At 60.7% G+C, this 24,804-nt stretch carries 20 protein-coding genes; 19 read left to right on the plus strand and 1 reads right to left on the minus strand.

Features of this window, described 5'->3' with window-relative positions:
• The first annotated feature begins 97 nt into the window (after nucleotides 1-97).
• The 8 genes from EIY72_RS16345 (at nucleotide 98) to EIY72_RS16380 (ending at nucleotide 10,028) form a co-directional block, all read left to right on the plus strand.
• Nucleotides 98-1,753, plus strand: coding sequence for a GMC family oxidoreductase (locus EIY72_RS16345; RefSeq protein ID WP_093221141.1), 1,656 nt, complete (start codon nucleotides 98-100; stop codon nucleotides 1,751-1,753).
• A complete protein-coding gene (locus EIY72_RS16350) occupies nucleotides 1,734-2,840 on the plus strand; it encodes a mandelate racemase/muconate lactonizing enzyme family protein (protein ID WP_093221138.1) in 1,107 nt (368 codons plus the stop codon). Before EIY72_RS16345 ends, EIY72_RS16350 begins: the two co-directional genes overlap by 20 nt.
• Nucleotides 2,837-4,330, plus strand: a complete 1,494-nt coding sequence (locus tag EIY72_RS16355; protein WP_093221135.1) for an aldehyde dehydrogenase family protein — start codon at nucleotides 2,837-2,839, stop codon at nucleotides 4,328-4,330. Before EIY72_RS16350 ends, EIY72_RS16355 begins: the two co-directional genes overlap by 4 nt.
• Before the next feature lie 101 nt (nucleotides 4,331-4,431).
• Nucleotides 4,432-6,033 (plus strand): ABC transporter substrate-binding protein, encoded by a 1,602-nt coding sequence (locus EIY72_RS16360; RefSeq protein ID WP_093221132.1) that lies wholly within the window; start codon nucleotides 4,432-4,434, stop codon nucleotides 6,031-6,033.
• A 55-nt stretch (nucleotides 6,034-6,088) separates the two neighbouring features.
• Nucleotides 6,089-7,045, plus strand: a complete 957-nt coding sequence (locus tag EIY72_RS16365) for an ABC transporter permease (RefSeq protein WP_093221129.1) — start codon at nucleotides 6,089-6,091, stop codon at nucleotides 7,043-7,045.
• Nucleotides 7,046-7,077: 32 nt separating this feature from the next.
• Nucleotides 7,078-7,950 carry an ABC transporter permease gene (locus tag EIY72_RS16370; RefSeq protein ID WP_093230531.1) on the plus strand — a complete coding sequence of 291 codons (873 nt, stop codon included), beginning with the start codon at nucleotides 7,078-7,080 and terminating at the stop codon, nucleotides 7,948-7,950.
• Nucleotides 7,940-9,583 (plus strand): ABC transporter ATP-binding protein, encoded by a 1,644-nt coding sequence (locus EIY72_RS16375; protein ID WP_093221126.1) that lies wholly within the window; start codon nucleotides 7,940-7,942, stop codon nucleotides 9,581-9,583. Before EIY72_RS16370 ends, EIY72_RS16375 begins: the two co-directional genes overlap by 11 nt.
• A gap of 22 nt (nucleotides 9,584-9,605) precedes the next feature.
• Nucleotides 9,606-10,028, plus strand: coding sequence for a heme-binding protein (locus EIY72_RS16380; protein ID WP_093221123.1), 423 nt, complete (start codon nucleotides 9,606-9,608; stop codon nucleotides 10,026-10,028).
• 9 nt (nucleotides 10,029-10,037) lie between these two features.
• Here EIY72_RS16380 and EIY72_RS16385 read toward each other — a convergent pair whose 3' ends face one another.
• Nucleotides 10,038-11,321, minus strand: a complete 1,284-nt coding sequence (locus tag EIY72_RS16385) for an arsenic transporter (protein WP_093221120.1) — start codon at nucleotides 11,319-11,321, stop codon at nucleotides 10,038-10,040.
• Nucleotides 11,322-11,518: 197 nt separating this feature from the next.
• On the opposite strand from EIY72_RS16385, the gene EIY72_RS16390 reads away from it, so the two are divergent.
• The 11 genes from EIY72_RS16390 to EIY72_RS16440 all read left to right on the plus strand — a co-directional run bounded on the left by EIY72_RS16390 (nucleotide 11,519) and on the right by EIY72_RS16440 (nucleotide 24,801).
• Nucleotides 11,519-12,592: an NAD(P)-dependent alcohol dehydrogenase gene (locus EIY72_RS16390; protein ID WP_093221112.1), complete on the plus strand. Its 1,074-nt coding sequence runs from the start codon at nucleotides 11,519-11,521 to the stop codon at nucleotides 12,590-12,592.
• 150 nt (nucleotides 12,593-12,742) lie between these two features.
• Nucleotides 12,743-13,438 carry a tRNA (adenine(22)-N(1))-methyltransferase gene (locus EIY72_RS16395; RefSeq protein ID WP_279433211.1) on the plus strand — a complete coding sequence of 232 codons (696 nt, stop codon included), beginning with the start codon at nucleotides 12,743-12,745 and terminating at the stop codon, nucleotides 13,436-13,438.
• A gap of 489 nt (nucleotides 13,439-13,927) precedes the next feature.
• On the plus strand, nucleotides 13,928-15,283 hold the full coding sequence (locus EIY72_RS16400) for a spinster family MFS transporter (protein ID WP_093221110.1): 1,356 nt from the start codon (nucleotides 13,928-13,930) through the stop codon (nucleotides 15,281-15,283).
• An 84-nt stretch (nucleotides 15,284-15,367) separates the two neighbouring features.
• Entirely contained in the window at nucleotides 15,368-16,342 is a 975-nt protein-coding gene (locus EIY72_RS16405) for an AraC family transcriptional regulator (protein WP_093221107.1), read from the plus strand.
• Between the two features lie 95 nt (nucleotides 16,343-16,437).
• Complete coding sequence (locus EIY72_RS16410) at nucleotides 16,438-17,547, plus strand: NAD/NADP-dependent octopine/nopaline dehydrogenase family protein (protein ID WP_093221105.1); 1,110 nt, start codon at nucleotides 16,438-16,440, stop codon at nucleotides 17,545-17,547.
• On the plus strand, nucleotides 17,544-18,542 hold the full coding sequence (locus tag EIY72_RS16415) for a 3-hydroxybutyryl-CoA dehydrogenase (RefSeq protein WP_093221102.1): 999 nt from the start codon (nucleotides 17,544-17,546) through the stop codon (nucleotides 18,540-18,542). The genes EIY72_RS16410 and EIY72_RS16415 overlap by 4 nt, the downstream gene beginning before the upstream one ends.
• Nucleotides 18,543-18,683: 141 nt before the next feature.
• A complete protein-coding gene (locus EIY72_RS16420) occupies nucleotides 18,684-19,247 on the plus strand; it encodes an eCIS core domain-containing protein (protein WP_093221099.1) in 564 nt (187 codons plus the stop codon).
• 132 nt (nucleotides 19,248-19,379) lie between these two features.
• The gene (locus EIY72_RS16425; RefSeq protein ID WP_132680154.1) at nucleotides 19,380-22,946 is read left to right on the plus strand and encodes a hypothetical protein; all 3,567 of its coding nucleotides are present in this window, start codon (nucleotides 19,380-19,382) and stop codon (nucleotides 22,944-22,946) included.
• Nucleotides 22,947-22,981: 35 nt separating this feature from the next.
• Nucleotides 22,982-23,440 (plus strand): metallophosphoesterase family protein, encoded by a 459-nt coding sequence (locus EIY72_RS16430; RefSeq protein ID WP_093221094.1) that lies wholly within the window; start codon nucleotides 22,982-22,984, stop codon nucleotides 23,438-23,440.
• Nucleotides 23,441-23,532: 92 nt separating this feature from the next.
• Nucleotides 23,533-24,084 (plus strand): GNAT family N-acetyltransferase, encoded by a 552-nt coding sequence (locus tag EIY72_RS16435; RefSeq protein ID WP_093221091.1) that lies wholly within the window; start codon nucleotides 23,533-23,535, stop codon nucleotides 24,082-24,084.
• A 90-nt stretch (nucleotides 24,085-24,174) separates the two neighbouring features.
• Entirely contained in the window at nucleotides 24,175-24,801 is a 627-nt protein-coding gene (locus EIY72_RS16440) for a LysE family translocator (RefSeq protein ID WP_093221087.1), read from the plus strand.
• Nucleotides 24,802-24,804: the final 3 nt, after the last annotated feature.

Raw genomic sequence — 24,804 nt, forward strand, 5'->3', positions numbered from 1 at the left:
AAAAGATGGGGGCGAACAAGTAGGCCATAAGAACAATCCAGGGCCTGTTGGAATCCTGCGGGGTTCTGCAGCGAACCTCCTACAAGGGGCAGGTAACATGGCGGTAGCGGGGGAGTTTGACTACATCATCGTCGGCAGCGGTTCGGCAGGTTCGGTACTTGCCGACCGGCTTTCCGCCGACGGGCAGGCCCGGGTGCTGGTCCTGGAAGCTGGAGGCAGCGACCGCCGATTCTGGATCAAGATGCCGATTGGCTACGGGCGCACCTTCTTCGACGAGCGGGTCAACTGGAAGTACGAAACCGAACCCGAGTCAGCCATTGATTCACGCCGTAGCTATTGGCCTCGGGGCCGGGTGATCGGCGGCTCCAGCTCGATCAATGCCATGGTCTATTGCCGTGGCCTGCCGGTGGATTTCGAAGCCTGGGTGCACAAGGGCAACAGCGGTTGGGGCTGGAGCGACGTGCTGCCGTACTACCAGCGCTCGGAATGCCGCGTCGACGCCGAGGGCCGTGCAGGGCAGGGTGGTCCGCTGTATGTCTCCGATGTCTCGGCGCAACTGCACCCGTTGCGACGGCATTTTTTTGCCGCCGCCGAGGAAGTCGGGCTGCCGTATTCCCGCGACTTCAATGGCAGCAGCCCGGAAGGCGTCGGGGTCTACCAGATCAACACCTATAAAGGCATGCGTTGTTCGGCGGCCGATGCGTTCCTGCGTCCGGCCCTGCAACGCAGCAACGTGCAACTGCTTACCCATGCCCTGGCGCACCGCGTGCTGTTTTCGGGGCGCCGCGCCGTGGGGATCGAATACGAGCACGACGGTCAGGTCCAGGTGGCCAAGGCCCGGCGCGAAGTCATTCTCAGCGCCGGGGCGGTGAACTCGCCGCAGTTGCTGCAACTCTCGGGTGTCGGCCCGGCAGCCTTGTTGCGCCGTCATGGCATCAAGGTGCTGCTGGACAACGAGGCCGTCGGCGGCCAGCTGCAGGACCATCTGGGCATCAACTATTACTACAAGGCCACCGAGCCGACCCTGAATAACCTGCTGTACCCGCTGCACGGCAAACTCTGGGCCGGCCTGCGCTATGTGCTGACCCGCAAGGGCCCGCTGAGCGTCAGCGTCAATCAGTCCGGCGGCTTCGTCCGCTCCTTGCCTTCGAGCAGCGCAGCGGACATGCAACTGTACTTCAACCCGGTCACCTATTCGACGGCGCCGGAAGGCAAGCGCCCATTGATGAACCCGGACCCCTTTGCCGGCTTCATCATTTCCTTTCAGCCCTGCCGACCGAAGAGCCGTGGCCGTATCGATATTTGCAGCGCCGACCCGCGGGTCGGTCCGCAGATTCGTCCCAATTACCTGTCCGATCCCGAGGACGTCGCCAGCGTCATCGCCGGTGGCCGGTTGATCCAGAAGATGGTCCGCACCCGCGCCTTGCAGGCTTTGATCAAGGAACCCATCGCACCGGACCTGGGCCAGATGTCCGATGAGCAAATCCTTGAAGATTTCCGCCAGCGCTGCGGCTCGGTGTTCCACCCCATCGGCACCTGCGGCATGGGGCCGGACCCGGCGACATCGGTGGTCGATACGCGTTTGCGGGTCCATGGCCTCGACGGTTTGCGCGTGGTCGATGCCTCGATCTTCCCTTCGATTACCTCGGGCAATACCAATGCACCGACCATCATGGTCGCGCAGAAAGCGGCGGACATGATTCTGGCTGACAACAAGACAATGGAGAGGCGTGATGCGCATCAAGAAGCTTGAGACCTTTTGCGATCCCTACGTGGGTTTTGTCCGCGTCACCAGTGACAGCGGGGCGGTTGGCTGGGGCCAGTTGTCGACCTACAACGCCGACATCACCGCGCAGATCTTTCACCGTCAGGTCGCGCCCTGGGCCCTGGGCGCCGATGCGCTGGACATCGACAGCCTGATCACCCTGATCCCCGAGCGCGAGCACAAGTTTCCCGGCACCTACCTGTGCCGGGCCATGGCTGGGCTGGACACGGCGCTGTGGGACTTGCGCGGCAAGGTCGAAGGCAAACCGGTCGTCGAATTGCTCGGCGGCACGCCGGGAAAACTGCGTGCTTACGCCTCGTCCATGCGTCGCGACATCAGCGCCGAAGACGAAGCCCAGCGCCTGCTGCGTTTGCGTGACACCTACGGCTTCGATGCCTTCAAGTTCCGCGTCGGTCGCGAGTGCGGTCACGATGTCGATGAGTGGCCGGGGCGCACCGAGCAGATCGTGCCGGCCGTGCGCAGAGCCCTCGGCGACAAGGTGTCGTTGCTGGTGGATGGCAATTCCGGGTTCTCGCCCAAGCGTGCGATCGAGGTCGGCGGCCTGTTGCAGGACTACGGCATCGAGCATTTCGAGGAACCGTGCCCTTACTGGGAGCTGGAGCAAACCCGTCAGGTGACTGAAGCCTTGAGCCTGGACGTTACTGGCGGCGAGCAGGACTGCGACCTGTCGACCTGGCGCCGCATGATCGAGATGCGCGCAGTTGATGTGGTGCAACCGGACGTGTTGTACCTGGGCGGCATCAGTCGCTCGCTGAAAGTCGCGGCGATGGCCGCCAAGGCCGGCCTGCCATGCACGCCCCACAGCGCCAACCTGTCGCTGGTGACCCTGTTCACCATGCACTTCCTCAAGGCCATACCCAATGCCGGCAAGTACCTGGAGCTGTCCATCGAAGGCCTGGATTACTACCCGTGGCAGGACGGTTTGTTCGTCGAATCGCCGTACACCGTTGAAGACGGCCATGTCACCGTCAGCGAGGCACCGGGTTGGGGCATCGAAGTTTCGCCACAGTGGCTGGAACGTTCCACCTATCAAGTCAGCGAGGTCAATTCATGAGTGCCGAAACCGAGGCGCTGATCGCCGAGTACTTTGCCACGGGCACGCTCAAAGGCCTGCCGCATAACCACTGGATCGACGGGCAATGGTACGCGCCGCTCAACGGTGGGCAGATGGAAACCTTCGATCCGGGGCTTGGCCGGGCATTTGCCAGCTTCGCCGCCGGTGACGAGCCCGACGTCGAGCGCGCGGTCAACGCCGCCGAGCGTGCCCAGCAAGGTGTGTGGGGCAAGGCGACGCCTGTCGAACGCAGCCGGATCCTGTACCGCGCGGCCGAAGGCATTCGCGCCAACGCCGAGCGTCTGGCGGTGATCGAGACCCTCGACAATGGCAAGACCCTCAGCGAAGCCCAGTCCGATGTGCGTTCCGCAGCGCGGCTGTTCGAGTATTACGCCGGCGCCGCCGACAAGCTGCACGGCGAGACCATGGCCTTGGGCCCGGATTATGTGTCGCAGACCAGCCTGGAACCGGTCGGTATCACTGCCCATGTCATTCCCTGGAACTACCCGTTCTCCACCGCGGCCCGTGGCCTGGCGCCAGCGCTCGCCGCTGGTTGCACGGCAGTGCTCAAACCGGCCGAGCAGACACCGCTGACTGCACTGCTGCTGGCGGAAATCCTCCACCACGCCGGGTTGCCGGCGGGTGTCTGCAACGTGGTCACCGGCACCGGCGCCAAGGTTGGCGCGCCCCTGGTGGCGCATCCCAAGGTGCGTCACGTGACCTTCACCGGTTCGGTGCAAACCGGGCGCACCGTCATGCAGGCTGCGGCACGCAACATCACCAGCGTAACCCTGGAGCTGGGCGGTAAATCGCCGATGGTGGTGTTGAGCGATTGCGACATGGACGCCACGGTCGAAGACGCGCTGTGGGCGATCTACTCCAACGCCGGGCAGATCTGCTCGGCCGGTTCGCGCCTGGTGATCGAGCGCAGTATCCATGCCGAGTTCATCGAGCGCCTGGCGGCGCGGGCCAACCAACTGACCCTCGGCCATGGCCTGCACAACCCCCACGTCGGCGCGATCAGCTCGCTGGAGCAACTGGAAAAGATCAGCGCCTTTGTCGAAGACGCCAAGGCCCGTGACATCAAGGTCGCCGCCGGTGGCACGCGCCTGAGCGATCCACGCAGCGGCGCTGGCTGGTTTTTTGCCCCGACGATTCTTGATAGGGTCGCGGCGGCGGATCGATTGGTCCAGGAGGAAATCTTCGGCCCGGTGCTGTCGGTGCAAGTGGCCGATTCGGTCGAACATGCCCTGACCCTGGCCAACGGCACGGCGTTCGGTCTTGCGGCGGGCATCTACACCCGCGACATCACCAAGGCGTTGCGCCTGGCACGGGATATCGATGCCGGCCAGGTCTACATCAACGAATATTACGCCGGCGGTGTCGAGACACCGTTCGGCGGCAACAAGCTGTCCGGTTTCGGTCGGGAAAAGGGCTTGGAAGGCTTGCGCAGCTACTGCCGGGTCAAGGCGGTGACAGCGCGGATATAAACAGCGGTTAGAGGTACGGCGACACGTGCGTGGGCCCGGCGACGGCAAGACCGTCCGCCAGGGCAACTCCTGATAACAACAGCCAATAACGGGGACACCTCATGAGCAAACTCATTGACGATCTGAAACTGGGCCTGCAACAAGGGCGAATCGATCGACGTACTTTCATGCAGTGCATGCTGGCCGCTGGTGCCGGTGTGGCACTGGCCACCAGCTTCCCGGGGAACGCCCTGGCCGACACGACCGCGTCGACGCCAAAACGTGGCGGCAACTTCAAGCTGGGCATTGCCAGCGGTTCGACCACCGACTCCTTCGACCCCGGCACCTACGGCGACAACTACATGCAGTCGGTGGGGCACTCGATCCACAGCTACCTGACTGAAGTCACCAACACCGGCGAGCTGGTCGGTGAACTGGCGCAGAGCTGGGAGCCTTCGCCGGATGCGAAAGTGTGGCGCTTCAAGTTGCGCCCGGGGGTGCAGTTCCACAACGGCAAAGCCCTGGAAGCCAGCGACGTCGTGGCCTCGCTCAATCACCACCGTGGCCCCGACTCGAAATCCGCCGCCAACAGCCTGCTGGCGCCCATCGTCGACATTCAGGCCGACGGCAAGGACACCGTGGTCATTACCCTTAATGGCGGCAACGCCGACTTCCCGTACCTGATGTCCGACTACCACTTGCCGGTGATGCCGGCCCAGGACGGCAAGGTCAATGCCACCGACGGCATCGGTTGCGGTGCTTACATGCGCGAGGCGTTCGACCCGGGCGTGCGTACCCTGGTCAAGCGCAACCCCAATTACTGGAAACCCAATCGCGGCTGGTTCGACTCGGTGGAGTTCCTTGTGATTGCCGACGTCGGCGCGCGCACCAATGCCTTGAGCACCGGCGAAATCCACGCCATGAACGGCTGCGACCTGAAGACCGTGCACCTGCTCAAGCGCAACAACGCACTGGAAATCTCCTCGATCAACGGTGGCCAGCACTACAGCCTGCCGATGAACACCACCATGGCGCCCTTCACCGACAAAAACGTGCGCCTGGCTCTCAAGCATGCGGTGGATCGCAAGACCATGCTCGAGACCATCCTCCACGGGCACGGTGAAGTGGCCAACGATCACCCGATCAGCTCCGGCTACCGCTACTTCAACAAGGACCTGGCCCAGCGTGAATACGATCCGGACAAGGCGCGCTTCTATCTCAAACAGGCCGGGCTCGACAGCCTCAAGGTCGACCTGAGTGCCGCCGATGCCGCGTTCGCCGGGGCGGTCGACACCGCCGTGCTGTTCAAGGAGCACGCGGCCAAGGCCGGTATCGACATCAACGTCGTGCGTGAACCGAATGACGGCTACTGGAAAAACGTCTGGATGAAAAAGGCCTGGAGCATGGACTACTGGGGCGGCAAGCCCACGGCGGACTGGGCGTTTTCACTGGTGTACGGCAAGGGCGCGAGCTGGAACGAAACCTTCTGGGATGACGAAGCGTTCAATTCGCTGCTGCTGTCGGCGCGCTCGGAACTCGATGACGGCAAACGCCGGCAAATGTACGGCGAGATGCAGGGCATCCTGCGCGACGACGGCGGCGCATTGATACCGCTGTTCGCCAACTACGTCGATGGCATCTCGCGGCGCATCGGTCACGACAAACTCGCCAGCAACTGGGACCTCGATGGTTTGCGTGCGGCTGAACGCTGGTGGTTCGCGTGATCGGCCGGGGCGGTATGCGCCGCAAGGCGCGCAGTGACCGTAGAAGGAGGGCAGCATGAACAAGATCAGCACCCTGTTGGCCCAGCGTCTGGCGCTGGGCTTGCTCAGCCTGTGGTTTGTCTCGGTGATCATCTTGCTCGGGGTGGATTTCCTCCCCGGCGACATCGCCACGGAAATCCTCGGCCAGTCGGCCACCCCCGAAGCGGTCGCCGCGTTTCGCCAGGCGCTGGGCCTCGATCAACCGCTGCACATTCGCTACATCCATTGGTTGGGGGCCTTTGTGCAGGGTGACTTCGGCAGCTCGCTGGCCAACGGTCGGCAGATTGCCGAGTTGCTCGGCAGCCGCTTGCTCAACACCCTGTTCCTGGCCTCGGTGACGGCGGTGATCGCTGTGCCGCTGGCCCTCGGGCTGGGGTTTCTGGCCGCGATCTACCGTAACGGCTTTTTCGACCGGATGATCAACAGCGCCACGCTGACGTTCATATCCTTCCCCGAGTTTTTCCTCGCCTACCTGCTGATCCTGCTGTTCTCGGTCAAGGCCGGCTGGCTGCCCAGCCTGGCCAATGTCGATCCGTCCCAGCCGCTGTTCGAGCGGGTCTATCGGGTGATCCTGCCGGCGCTGACCCTGACCCTGGTGGTCACCGCGCACATGATGCGCATGACCCGAGCGGCCATCATCAACCTGCTGGCCAGCCCCTACATCGAAATGGCCACCCTCAAGGGCGTGCCGCGCTGGCGGGTGATCCTGACCCACGCCTTGCCCAACGCCTGGGCGCCGATCATCAACGTCATCGTGCTCAACCTGGCGTACCTGATCGTTGGCGTGGTGGTGGTCGAGGTGGTCTTCGTCTATCCGGGCATGGGCCAGTTGATGGTCGACTCGGTGAAAAAACGCGACATGCCCGTGGTCCAGGCCTGCAGCCTGGTGTTCGCGGCCACCTACATCCTGCTCAACCTGACGGCGGATGTGTTGTCGGTCCTGACCAACCCACGGCTGAGGCATCCAAAATGACCAAGCCAACCATGAACATCGGGGCACCGGGCATGACTGCCGTGCTGGAACCTTCTTCACAAACGAACCTGCGCCAGCGCCTGTGGCGCGGATTGCGCTCGGCGCCGTGGACCGCGCGCCTGGGCATGCTGGTGATCGTGCTCTATACCCTGGGGGCGATCTTCGCACCGTGGCTGACGCCCTACGGCGAGTCGCAGGTGGTGGCGCAAGCCTTCGAACCCTGGGGCCCGCAGTTCCTGCTGGGCACCGACAATCTGGGCCGCGACATGCTCACCCGTCTGCTTTACGGCGGGCGCAATACCATCGGCATCGTCGCCCTGGCCACCTGCCTGGCGTTTCTGCTCGGCGGCGCAGCAGGCTTGCTGGCCGCAGCGCGGGGCGGCTGGGTCGACCAGATCCTGTCGCGGGTGGTCGACGTGTTGATGGCCATCCCGCAACTGATTTTCGCCCTGATGCTGCTGACGCTGTTCGGCACCTCGATCCCGACGCTGATCATCATCATTGCCGTGCTCGATTCGACGCGGGTGTTCCGCCTGACTCGCGCAGTCGCCAGTAACGTCGCGGTGATGGATTTCGTCGAAGTGGCGCGGCTGCGTGGCGAGGGCAACCTGTGGATCATGTTCCGCGAGATCCTGCCCAACATCATGGCGCCGCTGGTGGCCGAGTTCGGCCTGCGCTTCTGCTTCACCTTCCTGTTCATCAGCGCCCTGAGTTTTCTCGGCCTGGGCATCCAGCCGCCGACGGCGGACTGGGGCTCGATGGTGCGGGACAACGCGACGCTGATTTCCTACGGCGACATCACGCCCCTGTTGCCCGCGGCGGCCATTGCGCTGCTGACCATCGGGGTCAACTTTGTCGTGGACTGGTTCCTGCATCTGACGAGTGGCCTGCGCGATGACCAATGAAAACCACAAGCACACCCCACGGGAAACGCTGCTGACCATCACCGACCTGCACATCGAGGCGCAGAGCGGGGGCGGCTGGCAGGAGATCGTCAAAGGCATCGACCTGGAACTGCATCGCGGCGAGATTCTCGGCCTGATCGGCGAGTCCGGCGCGGGCAAGTCGACCCTGGGCCTGGCGGCGATGGGTTTCGAACGGCCGGGATGCCGTATCACTCAAGGCTCGATCGTCTTCGATGGCACCGACCTTACGCAGGCACCTCAAGAGGACAAGCTGAAACTCTGGGGCTCACGGATAGCCTACGTCGCCCAATCGGCGGCCGCCGCGTTCAACCCGGCGCACAACCTGATCGACCAGTACGTCGAAACCGCAGTGCTGCACAACGTGCTCAGCGAAGAACAGGCGCGAGCCGATGCCGTCGAGATGTATCGACGCCTGCGCCTGCCTGACCCGGAACAGATCGGCTTTCGTTACCCGCATCAGGTCTCCGGCGGGCAACTGCAACGGGCGATGACCGCCATGGCCATGGCGTGCCGGCCGGACCTGATCATCTTCGACGAGCCGACCACGGCGCTCGACGTCACCACCCAGGTGGAGGTACTGGCGGCGATTCGTGATGTGGTCGAACAGTTCGGTACGGCGGCGATCTACATCACCCACGACCTGGCGGTGGTCGCACAGATGGCCGACCGGATCATGGTGCTGCGCCACGGCAACACCGTTGAAGAGGCCGAAACGGCGCAGATGCTCAGCGCGCCGCAGATGGACTACACCAAGACGCTGTGGGCCGTGCGTGAGTTGTGCCATCAACCGAAGACTTTCGCCAAAGCAGCACCGGTACTGAAACTGCAAGGGATACAGGCCGGCTACGGTGGGCTGCCGATCCTCCACGATATTTCCCTTGAAGTGCCCAAAGGCGCGACGGTGGCGGTGGTTGGCGAGTCGGGTTCCGGCAAATCGACTGTGGCCCGTGTGCTGACCGGCTTGTTGCCGGCGAGTCAGGGGCAACTGCATTTCGACGGGCAAGTCCTGCCGCTGGATTACCGCCAGCGCAGCCGCGACACCTTGCGGCACATCCAGATGATCTACCAGATGCCCGACACCGCGCTCAATCCGCGTCAACGGGTCCGTGACTTCCTCGGCAGGCCGCTGGAGTTCTACCTGGGGCTGACCGGCAAGGCTAAAGAGGCACGCATCCATCAATTGCTCGAACAGATCGAACTGTCGCCGGCACGGATCATCGACCGGTATCCCGGCGAACTGTCCGGCGGGCAGAAGCAGCGAATCTGCATTGCCCGGGCCTTGGCCGCCGAGCCCAAGGTCATCATCTGCGATGAAGTGACCTCGGCGCTGGACCAGATCGTCGCCAAGGGTATTCTGCAATTACTCGAGCGCTTGCAGGAGCAGTTGGGCATTTCCTACCTGTTCATCACCCACGACATCGAAACGGTGAAAGGCATCGCCGACCAGGTGGTGGTGATGCACAAGGGGCGGATTGTCGAGCAGGGGCCAATTGCCCAGGTCTTCAGCCCGCCGCACCACGACTACACGGCGAAACTGCTCGCGTCGGTTCCGCAAATGGACCCCGAGTGGTTGACCCGCCGACTGGCCGAACGCGTGCCGGGCACTGTCTGAACTTTCCAAAGGAAACCGAACCATGCACAGCAAAGCGGTACTGACACAGACTGAGGTTTCACTCATCGTCCAGGCAGCACGGGCAGAGGCCCAACGCAATCAGTGGGCGGTGACCATTGCCGTGGCTGACGACGGCGGCCATCCACTGGCGTTGGAGCGCCTGGACGGCTGCGCGCCGGTCAGCGCCTACATTGCCACCGAGAAGGCGCGCACGGCGGCCCTCGGCCGTCGGGAAAGCAAGGCCTACGAAGACATGATCAACGGCGGGCGCACGGCGTTTTTGTCGGTACCGGTGCTCAGCGCCACCCTCGAAGGTGGCGTGCCGATCCATGTGGCGGGGCAGGTGGTGGGCGCTATCGGTGTTTCCGGAGTCAAGCCGGAACAGGATGCGCAGATTGCCAGGGCCGGCGCCGCTGCACTGGCGCATTTGTCCGAGCCCACTTGATCTGCTGAGTCAAAGGCTCAGGCGCAACGCCAGTGCCGACAGGGTGATCAGCAGAATCGGCACGGTCAGGACCACACCGACCTTGAAGTAGTAGCCCCAGGTGATCCTGATGCCCTTGCGCGCCAGCACATGCAGCCAGAGCAGGGTGGCCAGGCTGCCAATGGGGGTGATTTTCGGCCCGAGGTCAGAGCCGATGACGTTGGCGTAGATCATTGCTTCGCGCACGACGCCGCTGACATCGCTGGCCTGGATCGACAGGGCGCCGATCAATACCGTCGGCAGGTTGTTCATCACCGATGACAGCAGCGCCGTGAGCACGCCCGTGCCCAGGGTCGCGGCCCAGAGACCGGAATCGGCCAGACGATTGAGGAGCAGGGTGAGGTAGGCGGTCAGCCCGGCATTTTTCAGCCCGTACACCACCAGGTACATGCCCAGGGAAAAGATCACGATCTGCCAGGGCGCTTCGCGCATTACCCGACGGGTTGAAATAACGTGGCCGCGCGCCGCCACCGCAAACAGCAGCGCCGCGCAGACCGCGGCGATGGCGCTGACCGGAATCCCCAGCGGTTCCAGTGCAAACATGCCCACCAGCAACAGGCCCAGCACCACCCAGCCGACGCGGAAGGTCGCCGGATCACGCACGGCGCGCCGCGGGTCCTGCAAGTCTTCCAGTGAGTATTGGCGTGGAATGTCGCGGCGGAAAAACCCGTACAGCACCACCAGTGTCGCGGCCACGGCAACGAAGTTGACCGGCACCATGACCCAGGCGTACTGGCTGAAGCCCAAGCCGAAATAGTCGGCCGAAACGATGTTGACCAGGTTCGACACCACCAGCGGCAGGCTGGCCGTGTCGGCGATAAACCCGGCGGCCATGACGAAGGCGAGGGTCGAGGCCGGCGAAAAACGCAGGGCCAGCAGAATGGAAATCACGATAGGGGTGAGGATCAGCGCCGCGCCGTCGTTGGCAAACAACGCGGAAACCGCCGCCCCGAGCAGGATCGTGAAGACGAACAGGCGGCGGCCATCGCCCTTGGCCCAGCGCGCCACATGCAAGGCCGCCCACTGGAAGAAACCGGCCTCATCGAGCAGCAAGCTGATGATGATCAACGCGATGAAGGTGCCGGTGGCATTCCAGACAATGCCCCAGACCACGGGTATGTCCTGCAGAGTCACCACACCGGCCAGCAAGGCCACGATTGCGCCCAGTGCAGCGCTCCAGCCAACGCCGAGGCCCTTGGGCTGCCAGATGACCAGCACCATGGTGAACAGGAAAATACTGAGGGCAATGAGCATATCGGGATTCGGCTACCGGCAAGGTCGAGCGTGGGAATGTACGGATATCCAGCTGCCGCGTGCAACTGCTGAATAAATGGCGGGGCATGAAGCTTGTGTGACAGCGCGTCAGAGCGCGGCGAACCTCTGATCGGACAACAAGGCAGAACCTCGATTACCTGCTGAACTCAACCGCAGTTCACACAGGAGGATTCATCATGGCCACCATGAAAGCGGCAATCTTCGTTGAAAAGAACCGCATCGTGCTCGACGACAAACCGATACCGGAAGTCGGCCCGCTCGATGCACTGGTGCGCATTACCACCACCACCATCTGCGGCACCGACGTGCATATCCTGCGCGGGGAGTATCCGGTCGCCAAAGGGCTGACCGTGGGTCACGAGCCGGTAGGGGTCATTGAAAAGCTGGGCTCCCAGGTGCGCGGCTTCAGCGAAGGGCAACGGGTGATTGCCGGCGCCATTACCCCCAGCGGGCAGAGTTACGCGTGCCTGTGCGGCTGCGGCTCCCAGGACGGCCCCGACACGCGACACGGCTTTCGCGCCACCGGTGGCTGGAAGTTCGGCAACATCATCGACGGTTGCCAGGCCGAGTACGTGCTGGTGCCGGATGCCCTGGCCAACCTCTGCCCTATCCCGGACGGCCTCAGCGACGAACAGGTGTTGATGTGCCCGGACATCATGTCCACCGGCTTTTCCGGCGCCGAGCGCGCCAATGTCGAGATCGGCGATAGCGTGGTGGTGTTCGCCCTCGGCCCCATCGGGCTCTGCGCTGTGGCCGGTGCACGCCTCAAGGGCGCGACCACCATCATTGGTGTCGACGCGGTGGCCGAGCGCATGACCGTGGCGAAAAAACTGGGCGCCACCCATGTGGTCAACTTCAAGGACGGCGACGTGGTCGAGCAGATCATGGCGCTGACCGATGGCCGTGGCGTCGATGTCTCGATCGAAGCCCTCGGCACCCAGGGTACTTTCGAATCTGCGTTGCGTGTGCTGCGCCCCGGCGGTCGGCTGTCCAGCCTCGGGGTGTATTCCAGTGACCTGCGTATTCCGCTGGATGCATTCGCCGCCGGGCTGGGCGACTACAGCATCATCACCACGCTGTGCCCGGGCGGCAAAGAACGTATGCGCCGGTTGATGGCGGTGGTCGACAGCGGGGGCGTGGACCTGTCGCCCCTGGTGACGCACCACTACAAGCTGGAAGACATCGAGGCGGCGTATGACCTGTTTGCCCATCAGCGCGATGGCGTGATGAAAATAGCCATTACCCCTTGATCACCTCGGCAGGGTTGGTTGGCCTGCGGCTGTACTGCAGGTCACCCAGCCCTGGTCCTGGTCGCATAAATTTGAAATGCAGCGCGATGCTCGCCAGAATCCCCCGGTTCGGCCATCAGGCCGCACATCGGCGGTGAGAAGGAAGGGCAGTTGAACGAACAGACATTGTCCATGCGCCTGGAGCGCGTGGCCGCACACATACCGGCAGGCGCACACCTGGCCGATATCGGCTCCGATCACGGCTACCTGCCGGTGGCGCTCATGCGTCGTGGGGTGATTGCGGCTGCCGTGGCGGGTGAGGTTGCACTGACGCCATTCAACGCAGCCACCCGCACCGTGCATGAAAATGCCCTCGAACAGCAAATCACTGTGCGCCTGGCCAATGGACTGGATGCCATTGAACCGGGCGACGGCATCACCGCCGTCAGCCTCTGTGGCATGGGTGGCGAGACCATTCGTGACATCCTTGAGAGCGGCAAGGCTCGCCTGAGCGGCCTGGAGCGTCTGATCCTGCAACCCAACGGCGGCGAGCAGCCATTGCGTCAGTGGTTGATGGACAACGACTACCGCATCCTCTGCGAAGAGGTGCTGCGGGAAAACCGTTTCGACTATGAAATCATCGTCGCCGAGCGTGGCGACCCGGTGTCGTACACCGAGCAGGAGCTGTACTTCGGCCCGTTGCAGATGCAAGCACGTACGGCGGCATTTCTCGGCAAATGGCAGCGCAGGCTGCGACAGAAACAAAAGACCCTGGCGCATCTCACACGGGCAAACACTGCCGTGCCTGAAGAGAAACGCCAAGAGCTGGTCCGGCAGACAGGCTGGATCACCGCGCTGTTGGGTTGAACGAACCCTTGGTACAGATGAAAAAGCGTCGAGCAGGGCGGGGATAACACCTGCGCAATCGGGGAGTCGCCTGCGCATTCGGGGAAGCTGGCAAGCACGGCAATAGCTAGGTTAGGGGCCACCCAATAACAAGACCTTGCTACAGGAAGGCTTATGTATCTCTCGGTGCGCACCACCTTTCGTTTTTGAGTCGACTAAGGGAAACCTTTAGCCGACTGCACGAATACCCCTCAATGGATGCTGTTCATCTTGATACCGATAAGGCGTCTGCTGACTTACCTTGCATAGGCAACCTGCGTGCCGGCAGCGCGAGCCGCTTTATTGCGTCCGCCTGGCGATGACACCCATAACAATAAGAGGCCAGACCATGTTCAAAGCCGTCACCCCCGATGTTCCTTATGCCATCCGCCTTTGCGGGGCAGAAAACTGCTGTTCACCCTCGTGCCGCATAACGCGCACGTGAATGGATTTCATAAGGAGCAAACACCCGTGAATATCAAGGTTGATGACCCCGTCCTGCAACGCAACAAGACTTACGTGTATGAGTGGTACGTGGTGGGCCTGTTCATGGTCGCCTACATCTTTTCCTTTGTGGACCGGCAGATCCTCGCGTTGATGATCGAGCCGATCAAGGCCGACCTGCAAATCAGTGACACCCAGTTCAGCCTGTTGCACGGGCTGGCGTTTTCCCTGTTCTACGCCTTTATGGGCATGCCCATCGCCTACCTGGCCGACCGTTTTTCGCGACCGAAGATCATCGCCGTCGGCGTGGTGTTCTGGAGCCTGACTACGGCAGCCTGTGGTTTGAGCAAGAACTTCCTGCAGATGTTCCTCGCCCGGATTGGCGTGGGTGTCGGCGAGGCGGCATTGTCACCCTCGGCCTATTCGATGTTCAGCGACATGTTCCCCAAGGAAAAGCTCGGGCGTGCGGTGGGCATCTATTCGATCGGCTCGTTCGTCGGTGGTGGCCTGGCCTTCCTGGTCGGCGGCTACGTGATCGCCTTGCTCAAGGACCTGCACACCATCGACGTGGCTTTTTTCGGCGCGATGAAAGCCTGGCAACTGGCGTTTTTCATTGTCGGCTTGCCCGGTGTGCTGGTTGGCCTGTTGATCTGGCTGACCGTGCGCGATCCGGCGCGCAAAGGCTTGCAGGTGGATGCGCAGGGTCGGGCAAAGAAAGTCGCCCTGAGTGATGGCTTGCGTTTTCTCGCTCGGCACCGTGCGACCTTCACTTGCCATTACCTGGGCTTTTCCTTCTATGCGATGGTGCTGTTCTGCATGATGAGCTGGAGCCCGGCGCTGTACATCCGCAAGTTCGGTCTGACGCCCGTGGAGGCAGGCTACATGCTCGGCACTGTGCTGTTGCTGGCCAACACCACCGGGGTACTGTTCGGTGGCTGGCTCACCGACTACCTGGCCAAGCGCGGTCATCACGACGCCGCCATGCGTACCGGTGTCATCGGTGCTCTAGGCATGACGGTACCGGCGGTGTTGTTTCCGCAGGTCGATCAACTGTGGCTGTCAGTGACACTGCTGGTGCCGGCGATGTTCTTCGCCTCGTTCCCGATGCCGGCGTCCACCGCGGCCATGCAGATCCTTGCACCGAACCAGGTGCGGGCGCAGGTCTCGGCGGTGTTCCTGCTGATCAGCAATCTGTTGGGCCTGGGCCTGGGCACTACGCTGGTGGCGCTGTTGACCGACCGTTACTTCGGCTCGCCGGCAGCGGTGGGCTCGTCGATGTCGCTGGTGATCATCGGCGCGTCGGTGTTGACTGTGCTCCTGCTCTGGCAGGGCTGTCGTCACTTCCGCGAGAGCTATGCCCGGGTCAACCCGACGCTGGCCTGACACCCCAGCGTTCACCATCACTGACACGGCCCCGTTCCTTTTCAGAGGAACGGGGCCGACCCGCTTCAGGTCAGGAGAACCTCGATGTTGAATGACGTACACCTGCTGGAACGGCACAGCCTGCTCAGCTCGGCCGATTACCGCGAGATCAAGGACAAGGTCAGCCATTACCTGTGTCCACACAGCTTCAACGTCCTGCGTGACGAACCGATTCATACGCGACTCAACGGCGTGTTCTTCGGTGATTCGGCGCTGCTCGACCTGCATTACGGCGCACCGGTGGAGATCACCGTGGGCGACATAGCCGACCAGTACCTGTTTCGCATCACCTTGCAAGGCCACTGCGAAGTGGCCCATGGCCGACGCAGTGCGGCGATGCAAACGGGTAACCTCAGCGTGTCTTCGCCCTTTGCCCAGAGCCGTATCGTCACCGATGGCCAGTGCCGCAACCTGATCCTGCGGGTTGATCGCGATGCCCTGGAAACGCAACTGCAACGCCTGCTCGGGCGCAGCCTGCGACAGTCGGTGATTTTCGACGTCAGCGTCGATCACTTGGGTGCCGGCGTCGTCAGCCTCTATCACACCCTCGACTACATCTGCCGCCTGTACGGCAGCGGCGTGGAAGGGCCACGGATCGCCGACAGCCTGTCCGAATACCTGATGCAGTTACTGCTCACCCAACTGCCGCACAACTATTCGGCGGATCTGCTGAGCGATACCCGCGCACCCTTGCCCCACCACGTGAAGAAGGCCCGTGACTACATCGAGGAACACCTCGACCAACCGATCAGCCTCACGACCCTGAGCGAACTCTGTGGCGTTTCAGTGCGCACCCTGCAAAACGGCTTCAACCAGTTCCTCCAGCAAGCGCCGGTCGAGTACATCCGCGACAGGCGCCTGGCGATGATCCATGAGTCGCTGAAGCAGGGCAGGGCCGGAGAAACCGTCACCGATATCCTGCTGCGTCACGGCATCAACAGTTTCGGGCATTTTTCCAGCGCCTACCGGCAACGTTATGGCTGCCTGCCGTCGGACACCCTGCGCCGGCGCAAGCATTGAGACTGTTGCGTATTCCGTCATTCGCTTGCGCAATCGGATAAGCCGGTACGCGGGCTGCCCGATAGCATCAAGTCTCTTACCAAAGGAGTCTGTGCATGAACATCACCGTACTGGGAGGGGGCCATGGCTGTTACGCCGCGGCGGTCGAGATGGCTGAGAAAGGGTACCAGACCCGCCTGTGGCGGCGTGACAGTGCAGCGCTCAAGCAACTGCTGGACATCGGCAGCCTGATCATCAAGGACTATCGTGGCACCCGGCAATTGTCTGTCGGCCAGCCGGGCGACAAGTTGTCGTTGACCGATGACCTGGCCGAGGCCCTGGGCGACGCGCAACTGGTGATCATTCCTCTGCCTTCGACTTCCCATGAAGACCTGGCCAGACAGGTCGCACCGCACCTGCACGATGGCCAGGTGGTGTTCCTGCCGCCGGGCACCTTCGGCAGCTATGTGTTTGCCAAGGCCATGGCCGACGCGGGCAACACCAGCAAGGTGGCCTTCGCCGAAACCGGCACGCTGCCGTATCTGGTGCGCAAGCACGGTGCCAGTGAACTGGTGATCAGTTGTTATGCGACGCGCCTGCCGACCGGCGTGTTCCCGAGCAGCCTGTCGGAGCATGCCTTCGCCGTGTTGCGTGAAGCCTACCCGAGTATCGAGCCCATCGAGGATGCCCTGAGCGGTGCCTTGATGAACGCCGGTCCCATCATTCACCCGCCGCTGATCATGATGAACGCCGGCCCTCTGGAACACTTCGAGGCCTGGGACATTCACAACGAAGGCACCCAGCCGTCGATCCGCCGTGTGACCAATCAACTGGACGCCGAGCGCATGGCCGTGCGTGAAGCCCTGGCCTACGGCGCGCCGCATTTTCCGTTGGCCGATCACTACAACCGCAGCGAAGGCGATGAGTGGATGTACGGCCGCGGTGCCCACGGCAAGCTGACCGACAGCGGCGACTGGCGTGAAGACATCGACCTGAAGACCCATCGCTACATGCTCGAAGACACTCGCCTGGGCCTGTCCTTCCTGGTTTCCGTCGGGCGTTGGGCCGGTGTGCCGACGCCTGTGGCGCAGGGTTTGTTGAGCATTGCCTCGGCGGTGGCTGAACGTGATCTCTACGCCGAAGGCCGCACCCTGGAAAACCTCGGCCTGGCCGGGCTGAGCCGGGCGCAGATGAGCGAACTGCTGACCCAGGGCCTGAAGTCATGAGCGCCGCGCTGCCACACGTCTGTGTTGTAGGAGCCGGACGGATGGGCGAGGGCATTGCCCTGGCGTTTATCCATGCCGGTTTGCCGGTCACGCTGATCGACATCAAGGCGCGAGCCGAAGACCAGCGCCACGGGTATTTCGAGCGGGTGCGGGCCAACGTCAGTGCTGAGCTGCAAATGCTGGTCCGCCTCGGCATGCTGGAGCCGGCCCAGGCCGACACCGCGCTGGCCCGCTTGGTTTTGCAAGCGAAGTCCGCAGCGGCGGCCACCTTGAGCCGCTGCGACCTGGTGTTCGAAGCCGTGCCGGAAGTCATCGCCGTCAAGCAGGAGACCTTCGCCTGGGTCAGCGCGCATGTGCCGGCATCGACCATCATCGCCTCGACCACCTCGACCTTTCTGGTCACCGAGTTGAGCGAGATGGTCAGCGAGCCTCAGCGCTTCGTTAACGCGCACTGGCTCAACCCTGCGCACCTGATGCCGCTGGTGGAAGTCAGCCGCAGCGCCGCGACCTGCCCACAGGTGGTCGAGCGCCTGCTGCAACTGCTCAAGCAGATCGGCAAGGTGCCGGTGGTCTGCAACCCGGTTGCCGGCTACATCGTCCCGCGCATCCAGGCGCTGGCGATGAACGAAGCCGCGCGAATGGTGGAAGAGGGCGTGGCCAGCGCCGAAGACATCGACACCGCGGTTCGCGTCGGTTTCGGTTTGCGTTTTTCGGTGTTGGGCCTGCTGGAATTCATCGACTGGGGCGGCGGCGACATTCTCTACTACGCCTCGCGCTATTTGAGTGGCGCACTGGATCCCCGTTTCGAATCACCGCAGGTCATTGCCGACAACATGCACGGCGGTCGTAATGGTTTGCGCGATGGCCAGGGTTTCTATGATTACCGTGAACGGGACGTCGAGGCTTACAAGCAGCAGCGTCTGGGCGAGTTCGTGCGCAAGCTTCAGTTGTCCGGGCTGACCCCGGCGTTCGAGGGGGCGTTGCGCGAGAGTTGATCTTCAGGGCTGGTCGGGGACCTGGTGCAAGAGGGCGCTGTGATGATGTTGAGTCTGCGGGTTCAGGTCTAAGCTGAACCCGGCAAGCTCGTCGGCCAGCAACCCGTTGCTGGTTTCCTCCGTCCGTCCCGGGAGCACCCCATGTCACCCACGGCCCAGCGTCTGTTGGCGTTGTTGATGCTCAGCCTGACATTGGCTGCACGCGCCCAGCCGATTGAATGTCCGGCCGGTGAACGCCCCGTGTGCCTGGACAGTTGCATCTGCGTCCCCGGCCTTGACGGCCTCTACCAGATCGCCGCGCCCGCCATGGCGTTATGGCTGACCCAAGCCCGTGCAGAAGCCAGCAGTGCAGATGTTCAACCGATACCCTCGAACATCCGCGAACAGTTGCTGCGCTGGTATCCCCCTGAATTGCTCGACAGCGCACGCTACAAAGTCGGCGACATCAGCCAGCTCAACGCCGCCACGGCCATGCTGCAAAACCCCGATGTCGGCGCCGTGACGCTGATCGACCTGATCATCTTTCGCGATGCGCAAGGTGCCGAACAGGACGTCGCGCTGTGGGCCCATGAACTCAAGCACGTGCAGCAGTTTCAGGAATGGGGCGTAGCAGGTTTTGCGCAACGCTATACCGAGGATTTCAATACGGTGGAGGCACCGGCTTATGCGATACAGATCGAGGTGAGAAAGGCGTTGGGGCATTAATCCCTGTCAATGATTGCGCTGGGGTGCAGGCAGGCAAGAATTCGGCAAGCGCATGCCTTGAAGAGAAGTCGACCCGCAGACCTGTCGACTATTCTTGCTCGATTATCCGTTCGAGGCTGATTTTGGATGGACATGAAATCGCTTGTGCAACCGCTCATCGCGCTGCTGATGCTATGGTCCGGGACCGCCGGAGCAATGGCTTGTGCTGTGCCCATTTCGCTGCCCGGCGGGCGGGTGGGTTCAAGCGTCTATGAAGCTAAGGTTTTAAACGATGGAAAGGCCCTGGTGTCGACCACGGACGGGCTCTATTTGTTTGATAGCAAAAGCCAAAACATGAAGTTATTGGCAGATGGAAAGTTTGGCAACGTCCGGGAGTTCTATCCTGCGAGCAAGGGTGGGGTTTTTATAGCGTTAAAAAACGAAGCGTGGTTGTTTGATGAGTCGGAGGAAAAGCTCGTCAAACTTTCCGGATTACCCGCGGCGAGATTGTCAGACGTGTATTCACGCTCGGATGGTGGATGGTTTATTACAGCAGATGAGGGGCTGTTTTCGCTGTCCGGGAATTCTGCATTGATAAAGCCAGTAAAGGGCGTGAAATTTCCAAAAGTTCGTGAGATCGAGATTTTTGATACGGCTGAGCATGGGTGGTTGATAAATACTTCAAAAGGTTTGTTCCGCGTTAACCCTGTTGATTTAACAATAAGGCTGGTGTCTGACGCTCTGCCGGAAACGAAGTTGTCGTTGCAAGCACGAAAAACCGGAGGGTGGTTAGTTGCCACAGGTGTCGGCATTTTTTCAATTGACCCGAGTGGCAGCGAAGTCAGACAACTAGATGGCATGCCTGCAGGAGAAATTTTTCATATATCGCGACGCCCCGGCGCCGCAGATTTGATTTTCAGCGAAAGTGGCGTTTATTCGCTCGATCCATCCAGCGAAATTATCACCAAGGTCTCAGCACCTGAAATGGGTGGTATAGCGGCCGCAGAAGAGGTGTCCGATGGGGTTTTAGCTGCTGGAGAAAAGGCGCTTTTTCATGTGTCGGCCCGAACGGATCAACCACCTGCTATCAATAAAGTCATTGATGAAGCTGTTGTTGAGTTTTACGTAGCCGGCGATGAGGTGTTTGCCCTTACGCCTGGCGCTGTGTTCAAGGTGAACACTCAACAAAAGACTGCGAATAAAGTTTTTGGTGACGATCCCGAAACGTTGAATTCTTATTATTTTTTCAAATTGCCTGATGGAAGCTGGGCGATGGGAAGAAACGATAAATTTTTTGTCTTTGACAATAAAACGCAAAGTTTTCAGCGTGTAAATGGATCAGCTCCCGAGTATGTGCTGGACGCAGTCAAGGGGCGGGACGGAGGTTGGGTTATAAAAGGGGGTGATGGACTTTACAAGTTGAATGCATCTGCAACTCAAGTGGCAAAGGTCAATTTTGAAGTGGGCGAAGAAGTCGACGATATCTTTCCATTGCCCGGTGGCCGCTGGGTGATGACGATTAAAGGCGTCGATGGGTTGTATGTGTCGAATTCTGAGTTTACCGAGATTGTAAAGTTGTCGACACCGGCATTCGGTACTGCTTATACACTTTTTCCACGCGATGATCATGGTTGGTTTATCAATACCCAAGATGGATTGTTTGCTGCTGATCCCGAGTTTGAGCATATCAATCCCGTGAAGGGTTCTGTAGCGGAACTCGTCGACACGATCAACAGCCGGAAAGGTGGTGGCTGGGCTTACTCGACCTCGAGTGGAGTTTTCTATATCGATCCAACTGCATCGAAACAGGAAACTGTACCAGGATTGGTTGATAGTGAATTTTCTTTGAACGCTCAAAGCTTCCCTGACAAAACGACATTAATGTATCGAGATAACGCGCTTTATCTGGGAATTCCTGACTTTGCAGAAGCCAAGGTAAGTATGGCAAGCCAGGCAAGTCTGATGGGCGGATCAGAAAAACCCGAGATAATAACGGATTGGGTCGTCACCCATCCGTGCGCATCAGTCGCAGAAGCGCTGCGACTCGAACTGGTAGCCCGTTATCTCGCCGACGATTCCGCGAAAGACGTACGTACCCGTGCACTACTTTCCAAGGTCTCATCGGGTGAAATAGGGTTTTCGGCCAGGTTCGATGGGCTGAAGCAGGGTGATTGGTCTATTCAACTGGTTTCAACTGCGGGTGATTCGGATGAGTTGATTGGTGTTCCGGTTGTTGTGAGTGTCAATTATTCCTATCTCGATCTTGCCCGCAAGTTTTGGCCTCAGATCGCTGGAGTCAGTGCTGCGTTATATCTGGCTGTGTTTCTGATGCTGCTGGTATTCGCACGATGGTCCTCAACCGCCGCACGCGTTATTTCTGATCCGGTCTGGTCTAAAGTTGGTGCCTGGCCTTATTTCGCACTTCGACATTCGCGTCTTATGCAAGTGTGGATTCTGGAATCCTGGTTCAAGGAGAGAAGGGCAACAATTCAGCAGAAAGTAGCCTTCCTTGATCCACCTATCAGTTGTGGTGAAGTCACTGGCCCTGCAATGAAGTTACTTGAACGACTCAAGGCCATGCCGCGTATCTGGATGGTGGGTAATGCAGGGATGGGCAAGAGCTCTGTATTTTCGGCGTGGGAGCGAGACTTTTTCCTGGAGGGTTCACCAAGCCTGTCACAGGCCGTAAGACGTTTCGGTTTCGGTTTCGTACTCGTAACCTTACCGGCGCGGCAGTATTCGGCCGTTTCGGCGCCGGTCGGGCACAGGCCGGAATCCTGGGTGGTTGAAATCATTCGGCGCAGGCTGGAACAGTTCGGTTTTCCCTTGTCTCAGGAACTGACGGAGTCGCTGCTCAGGAGAGGGACGCTAGCACTGGCAATAGATGGTGCAAATGAGGTTGATCAAGACAAGGCGCTCGCCGCATTTGCACATCAGTATCCGCGTGTACGGTTGCTGGTGACTTCTCAAGCGCTGCCCGAGAACGAATCGGAATGGGAGATCTGGCGATTACCCGCATCCATTACTCATATGCGTGAGGGATTGCTTGAGCTTTGGTTGGGTGAAGACAGGGCACGCACCCTGTCAAAAAAAATCGATGACAGTGGTTTGGCGGATGCGATCAACTCGGGATACGACCTGCGATTGCTGGTAGATGTATCAGGCTCGGAGGTAGATCGGGCAGTGTTGCCCAAGGATCGTGTAGGTTTGTACCGGGCAATGCTGACAAGGGTCACCAGCGCCGATGGTCGACCTCTACAGTTGGAGAACCTTAAACAGTTGGCGTGGCAACTGCTTTGCTCCCGCCGTCGGCACATTGATGCAAGTGGCATTGATTCGTTAGGCAGCGAGGATTTCAAATCCCTGTCCAGGGACGGGGTAAAAATAATACGTAAAGTGGGCAGCAGTTATGAGTTCCGGCATGACCAGATGCGAGCATTCCTCGCTGCACTTTGGTTAGCCGATGAGATGCCTTCGATGGTTTCACTAAAAAATGCTGTCCTCGAGGGCAAAGCATTCGATTTAAACCGCGAAGATCAGGGTGCACTTTGGGCGTTTTTGATTCTATTGCTCGAACAGAGACAGCGAGATGAACTTTGGTTGTTCGCGAATCTGGAACCTGATTCCCGGGGAGTGCTTCTCAAGGCGTTAAATGAAGAGGCGAAGCGGGAAGGGCACACGATGGTCTTGAGTTTTACTGGCCCACTCGCGACCCGTTAATACACGGCACAAAACAGGTCTGCCACGGTGATGACATGAAGATTGGCGTGATTTCCGATACCCATGGCTTGCTCCGTCCCGAGGCACTTGTTGCCTTGCAAGGCTGTCAGCAGATCATCCATGCCGGCGATATTGGCAGCGCGGAGATCCTTGAGCAGTTGGCCGCTATCGCGCCATTGCGGGTGGTGCGTGGCAATAACGACATGGATTCAACTTGGGCCGGGCACCTCCCTGATGTTTTGCAGTTCGACGTCAACGGTTGGCGGACACTGCTGGTGCATGACATTGCCGATGTCCCGGGCGACCTTGATGCCGGGATCAGACTGATCATCACCGGGCATTCCCACAAGCCACTCTTGGAATGGCGTGAAGAGAAGCTTTTCGTCAATCCCGGCAGCGCCGGGCGGCGGCGTTTCAGACTACCGGTCACCCTGGCCCTGCTTGAAGTGTCGGCAACTCTGATCAAGCCCCGGTTGATTGATCTGCTGGAGTGATGGCCCTATCAATACCCGCCGTAATGGATCTTTCCTTTGCTCGTCACCGCTTTAGACTCGGATCACGCCCATCACCACTATGGAACGGCCCCATGCCTGCCATCCCATTCGACTGCCAACCCACGTTGACCGGACCCACGCTTAGGCTCGCGCCTTTGGCGGCAGCTGATTTTGCAGGCCTCTATCGGGCTGCCAGTGATCCGGCCATCTGGGCCCAGCATCCGGCGACTGACCGCTACAAGCGGGAGGTCTTCGAAGGGTATTTCGCCTCGCTGTTAGCGACGAAGACCGCACTCACCGTCAGCGATATTGATACGGGAACGATTGTCGGGACCTCGAGTTACTACACAGCACCGGATATTCCCGACAGCCTCTGCATCGGCTTTACCTTCCTGGTGCGGGAAAAGTGGGGCGGCGCCAGTAACCACGAATTGAAGAGCCTGATGCTGGAGCACGCCTTCAAGGCCTGCGACAGGGTGTATTTGCATATCGCGCCGACGAACCTGCGTTCGCAGCACGCGACGCTGAAGCTGGGTGCCGTGCACCTGTATGACGCCGAACTCGACCTGTCCAGCGGGCCGAGGCTGTGCAAGTGTTATGGCCTCGACAAGGCGAAATGGCGGTCAGTGCAAGCCGGCGGATAAGTCAGGGGCAGGGCCGCCGTTCAAGCGGGTTGCTTTCGGGTTTTTTATAAGGATAACTAGGCCACCGTCCTGCCTTCGAGATGCCCCGCGATGTTTGATCTGGCCTCTATCCTGACCTATGTAGCCGTCGTTATCGGACTTTTCCTGGTGCCCGGGCCTGCCGTGCTGCTGGTGATCACGCGCACCCTGCAGGGCGGGCGAAAAGCGGGGATTGCCACGGGAATGGGCATCGCCGCCGGTGACCTGATCCACACGCTGTGCGCGGCGCTGGGCCTGTCGGCATTGCTGATGACCTCGGCCCTGGCGTTCAACGTCGTGAAAGTGGCCGGTGCCTGCTACCTGATCTACCTGGGTGTGCGTGCTTTTTTTGCCGAATCCAGCCCCACAACGCGCATGCAACTGGCCAGCGTGACCATGCCCCAGGCGTTTGTCCAGGCGGTCGGCGCCGAAGTGCTGAACCCGAAAACCGCGATATTCTTCCTGGCCTTCCTGCCGCAGTTCGTCCATCCGCAATCGGGCTCGTCCTTGAGTCAGTTTGTCGTGCTTGGCCTGATCTTCTCCGGACTCAGCGTGACCTACACCAGTCTCCTGGCCCTCACCATTCGCCCGTTGAGCCAGTGGCTCAAGGGGCTTTCGCGGCTGCGCCGCTGGGAAGGCAAGATCATCGGCACACTGTTTGTTTCACTCGGCCTGAAAGTGGCGCTTCAGCAGCGTTGAAAT

Source organism: Pseudomonas vancouverensis (genome assembly GCF_004348895.1).
In the GTDB taxonomy this organism is placed as follows: Bacteria; Pseudomonadota; Gammaproteobacteria; order Pseudomonadales; family Pseudomonadaceae; genus Aquipseudomonas; species Aquipseudomonas vancouverensis.

What these genes read in the sequence shown, in the direction of transcription:
- EIY72_RS16350 (WP_093221138.1), top strand. Translation starts at nt 1,734, where the DNA reads ATGCGCATCAAGAAGCTTGAGACCTTTTGCGATCCCTACGTGGGTTTT.
- EIY72_RS16415 (WP_093221102.1), top strand. Translation starts at nt 17,544, where the DNA reads ATGAGCGCCGCGCTGCCACACGTCTGTGTTGTAGGAGCCGGACGGATG.
- EIY72_RS16410 (WP_093221105.1), top strand. Translation starts at nt 16,438, where the DNA reads ATGAACATCACCGTACTGGGAGGGGGCCATGGCTGTTACGCCGCGGCG.
- EIY72_RS16390 (WP_093221112.1), top strand. Translation starts at nt 11,519, where the DNA reads ATGGCCACCATGAAAGCGGCAATCTTCGTTGAAAAGAACCGCATCGTG.
- EIY72_RS16355 (WP_093221135.1), top strand. Translation starts at nt 2,837, where the DNA reads ATGAGTGCCGAAACCGAGGCGCTGATCGCCGAGTACTTTGCCACGGGC.
- EIY72_RS16375 (WP_093221126.1), top strand. Translation starts at nt 7,940, where the DNA reads ATGACCAATGAAAACCACAAGCACACCCCACGGGAAACGCTGCTGACC.
- EIY72_RS16440 (WP_093221087.1), top strand. Translation starts at nt 24,175, where the DNA reads ATGTTTGATCTGGCCTCTATCCTGACCTATGTAGCCGTCGTTATCGGA.
- EIY72_RS16360 (WP_093221132.1), top strand. Translation starts at nt 4,432, where the DNA reads ATGAGCAAACTCATTGACGATCTGAAACTGGGCCTGCAACAAGGGCGA.
- EIY72_RS16405 (WP_093221107.1), top strand. Translation starts at nt 15,368, where the DNA reads ATGTTGAATGACGTACACCTGCTGGAACGGCACAGCCTGCTCAGCTCG.
- EIY72_RS16365 (WP_093221129.1), top strand. Translation starts at nt 6,089, where the DNA reads ATGAACAAGATCAGCACCCTGTTGGCCCAGCGTCTGGCGCTGGGCTTG.
- EIY72_RS16345 (WP_093221141.1), top strand. Translation starts at nt 98, where the DNA reads ATGGCGGTAGCGGGGGAGTTTGACTACATCATCGTCGGCAGCGGTTCG.
- EIY72_RS16425 (WP_132680154.1), top strand. Translation starts at nt 19,380, where the DNA reads ATGAAATCGCTTGTGCAACCGCTCATCGCGCTGCTGATGCTATGGTCC.
- EIY72_RS16385 (WP_093221120.1), bottom strand. Translation starts at nt 11,321, where the DNA reads ATGCTCATTGCCCTCAGTATTTTCCTGTTCACCATGGTGCTGGTCATC.
- EIY72_RS16430 (WP_093221094.1), top strand. Translation starts at nt 22,982, where the DNA reads ATGAAGATTGGCGTGATTTCCGATACCCATGGCTTGCTCCGTCCCGAG.
- EIY72_RS16420 (WP_093221099.1), top strand. Translation starts at nt 18,684, where the DNA reads ATGTCACCCACGGCCCAGCGTCTGTTGGCGTTGTTGATGCTCAGCCTG.
- EIY72_RS16370 (WP_093230531.1), top strand. Translation starts at nt 7,078, where the DNA reads ATGACTGCCGTGCTGGAACCTTCTTCACAAACGAACCTGCGCCAGCGC.
- EIY72_RS16435 (WP_093221091.1), top strand. Translation starts at nt 23,533, where the DNA reads ATGCCTGCCATCCCATTCGACTGCCAACCCACGTTGACCGGACCCACG.
- EIY72_RS16380 (WP_093221123.1), top strand. Translation starts at nt 9,606, where the DNA reads ATGCACAGCAAAGCGGTACTGACACAGACTGAGGTTTCACTCATCGTC.